The following is a 3,601-nucleotide window of genomic DNA, read 5'->3' on the forward strand; positions in this document are numbered from 1 at the left end:
CCCCCGCCGCGGGGGCTCCCCGTTTTGGGGGGGGGGGGGGACTAGTCCCCTTGTCCCTTTCTTCTCGGGTCCTCGCGGCGCTGTCGTCGGGTTCCCGTGGCGTTCGAGATCACCACAGCCCGACCGCCGGGACGTGACGGCACGGCCCCTGGCGGACGACGGCGCTTTCGACGAGAGCATCCCCCGATAGAGGGCTCCGGACAGAGAAAAGGCGTTGTCGACGGAGTCGACAACGCCTGAAATGGCCGGCCGAGCACGGGGGGGGGAGGGGGAATGGCGGCCGGTCACCAGGACAACCGGCCCGCGGGACATTGGTTCCGGCCATTCGACTCTTTTTTTGTCGCTGGTGTCGCACCCGCCACACCGAGCCTTCCCCGACTCGGCGCCGCCCCCGAAAATTCGCCCCGCCGGGGGGTGACGGCGCTGCCGGATCGGCACAGAAACCAACACGGGCGCCACGGCGTTCCGTGAAGCGGACGCGCCGGTCCTCGGGCGCCCCTCGGAGCGGGAGACGGAGCGGTCTGCGGCGAGTTGCCGGAGATCAAGGCGAGGCCCAGGTCGGCCGGCAGGATGATGGGCAGGGCACGGCCCGCAGGGAGTGACGCGGATGAACGGCATCGTCGAATGGCTCGGCCTCGCGTCGGGCGATCAGTCGGTCGCCGCCTGCTTCGGCACCCGCCCCGCCCTCGCCCTCCTGCAGTTCACCTCGGAAGCCTTCGTCTCCCTCAGCTTCTTTGGCATCCTGCTGGGCCTTCTGTGGATCGTCCGGCGGCGGCCCGATCTCGGCGACGCCTACAAGCCGCTGATCGTCACCGGTGCGGTGTTTCTCCTCTTCTCCGCCATCGCCCATGCGATGGGCGCGGTCACCGCGGTGGTGCCGTGGCTCGGCCTGCTCGGCCTGTCGAACGCGGCGGTCGCGGTGGTCGCCTCGGCGACCGTGGTGCTGCTGTGGCCGCTGTTGCCCGAGCTCGCCCGCGCCCCCTCCGCCGCCCAGCTCGCCGAGGCGAACGAGAGCCTGCGCCGCGAGGTCGCCGGCCACGAGGTGACGCTGCGCGAGCTGGAGACCGTGCAGCGCGAGCTGGAATCGCGGGTGGAGGCGCGCACCCGCGAGCTGAGCCTGGTGACCGCGCGGCTCGAGACGGCGCTGCGCGGCGCCTATGTGCACGGCTTCTCGCAGGACCGCGACCTCCGCTACACCTGGGTCTACGATCCGAGCGGGCGCGACGGCGCCGGCATGCTCGGCCACACCGACGAGGAGATCTTCTCGCCCGCCGACCGCGAGGCGGCAATCGAGGTGAAGCGCCGGGTGCTGGAGACCGGCACGCCGGAGACCTGCGAGGTCGCCGCCGTCACCCCGCACGAGCACGCGCTCTATGCGCTGCACGTCGAGCCGGCGCACGGCCTCGACGGGACGATCGAGGGCCTCACCTCGGCGGCGATCGACGTGTCGCGGCTGCGCTCGCTGGAGAGCGAGCAGCGCCGCCTCGCCGACGAGCTGCGCACCGCCCTGCAGCGCTACGAGATCGCCCTGCGCGGCTCGCACATGACGCTGTTCACCCAGGACCGCGAGCTGCGTTTCACCTCGATCAGCAATCCGCTGTTCGGCCGTGAGGTCGCCGACATCGTCGGCCGGGCCGACACCGAGATCCTGCCCGCCGAGAGTTTGCCCCAGTTCGGCGCGCTGGCCCGCGCCGCGCTCGCCACCGGCAAAGCGCAGGGCGGCGAGGTCAGCGTCAGCGAGGGAGACGGCAAGACCCGCTGGTACGAGCTGCACGTCGAGCCCTTGCCGGACGCCGCCGGCAGCATCGTCGGCGTCACCTGCGCGCTGTTCGACATCACCGAGCGCAAGACCGGCGAGAGCCATCTGCGCCTCCTGATGCGCGAGCTGACCCACCGCTCGAAGAACCTCCTGGCGGTGATCCAGGCGATGGCGCGCCAGACCGCCCGCCACTCCGGCAGCATCGAGGGCTTTCTCGACGCCTTCGGCGCGCGGCTGCAGGCGCTCGCCACCTCGCACGACCTTCTGGTGCAGGAGGGCTGGTACGGCGCCTCGCTGCAGGACCTCACCCGCCGGCAGCTCGCAAAATATCTCGACGGCGCGGCGAGCCGCGTCACCGTCGAAGGCCCGCCGGTGCACCTCAAGCCGGCCGCCGCCCAGAGCTTCGGCCTCGCGCTGCACGAGCTCGCGGTGAACGCGGAAAAGTTCGGCGCCCTGTCGGTGCCCAAGGGGCGGGTCGACATTCACTGGCGGCTGCGGGCGGCCGGCAGTGAGACGCCCGACGGCGAAGACGCGGTCGAGATCGAGTGGATCGAGAAGAACGGGCCGGACGTCGTCACCCCGGCGAGCAGGGGCTTCGGCAGCCTGGTGGTCGAGAAGAACCTCGCCCGCTCGCTCGACGCCGAGGTCGACCTCACCTTCGATCCCGCAGGGGTGCGCTGCCGCATGGTGATCCCGGCCTCGCACCTGCTCGCCGCGCGCTGACCTTTCACACTCAGCGAATTTTCGCCTCGAAGACCGATGGCGTGGCGGCCGCCGTGCCGCCGCGTGCGCGGCCCGCCGTACCGCCGTCGCGCGCGACGAATCGGTCGCTCACGTGAACCTCACGTGGGTGTGAAGGAACGGAGCCTTTAACAAACCGTTACACCCCTGGATCGGCCACGGGGGACGGTCTGCCGCACGGGGCGGTCTCGGCATTTCCTGGAAGACATCGATGAGCATTCGTTCGATGAGCAACCGTTTCGGCACGGTCAAGACGCTTTCCGTCGTCGGTGTGTCCGCGCTCGTCGCGTGGGCCGCGGTGGCGGTGTCCGGGGACTGGAGTTTCGGCTCGCTCGGGCGCGCGGACGCCACCACGGCGTCGCTGGCCGCCCCGATCGATCGTACACGCAAAAGTGATCGGCTGCCGCAGGCCGCGCAGCTCGCGCCGGACCGGCACGTGATCACCTCGGTGGAGGTGGTGGGCCTGCGCGACGCCGCGATCGTCTATCGCGACCGCGACGGCCGGGTGCTCTATCGCAGCGACCCGCTCAGCAACGCGACGGTGGTCGCCAAGGACGTGGTGCTGCCCGAGGTGACGGTGCGCGAGACCCGCAAGAGCACCGTCGAGCCGGTCGCCGCCAACACCGCGCCGCCGGTGATCCCGAACCAGCCGACCGTCTCGCGCGAGCCGGCCCAGCCGGTCAACGCCCCGGTCAAGCGGCCGCGGATCCCGGAGGGCTGCGACACCGCCGCGAGCCCGATCGCCTCGCCGCAGATGGCCCACATCCTCAGCAAATGCCTCGTCGAGGCACCCTCCAGCGTGAAGCTCGCATCGCTGCAGTAGGACACGCTTCACCGTTCTTCTCGCGTCCCGCGGCCAGCGGGACGCCCGGGTTTCACGCCACCATCTCCCTGCGGCCGGATTCTTCGCGGATCCGGCCGCCTTCTTGTTTGCTCCCGGTGCATTTTTGTTTGTTTGTTTGTTCGTTTGCTCCGACGCTGTGCAGCGCATTGATACCGACGGCGGGAAACTATGACCTCATCCGGAGGGGCCGCGAAGCGGCCGTCTCGAAGGATGAGGCCCGCACCGTGGCCTCGCCCTTCGAGACGCACTCCTGCGGA

Annotated in this window: 2 protein-coding genes; both read left to right on the forward strand. The window is 70.6% G+C overall.

Translation table 11 applies throughout. The features are described from left to right. The first annotated feature begins 607 nt into the window (after window positions 1-607). Window positions 608-2,482 carry an HWE histidine kinase domain-containing protein gene (locus A33M_RS22630; protein ID WP_008391738.1) on the forward strand — a complete coding sequence of 625 codons (1,875 nt, stop codon included), beginning with the start codon at window positions 608-610 and terminating at the stop codon, window positions 2,480-2,482. A 229-nt stretch (window positions 2,483-2,711) separates the two neighbouring features. Beyond that, window positions 2,712-3,323, forward strand: a complete 612-nt coding sequence (locus A33M_RS21080) for a hypothetical protein (RefSeq protein WP_008391740.1) — start codon at window positions 2,712-2,714, stop codon at window positions 3,321-3,323. The last annotated feature ends 278 nt before the right edge of the window (window positions 3,324-3,601 follow it).

This window comes from Rhodovulum sp. PH10, from assembly GCF_000293785.1.
GTDB lineage: Bacteria > Pseudomonadota > Alphaproteobacteria > Rhizobiales > Xanthobacteraceae > Rhodoplanes.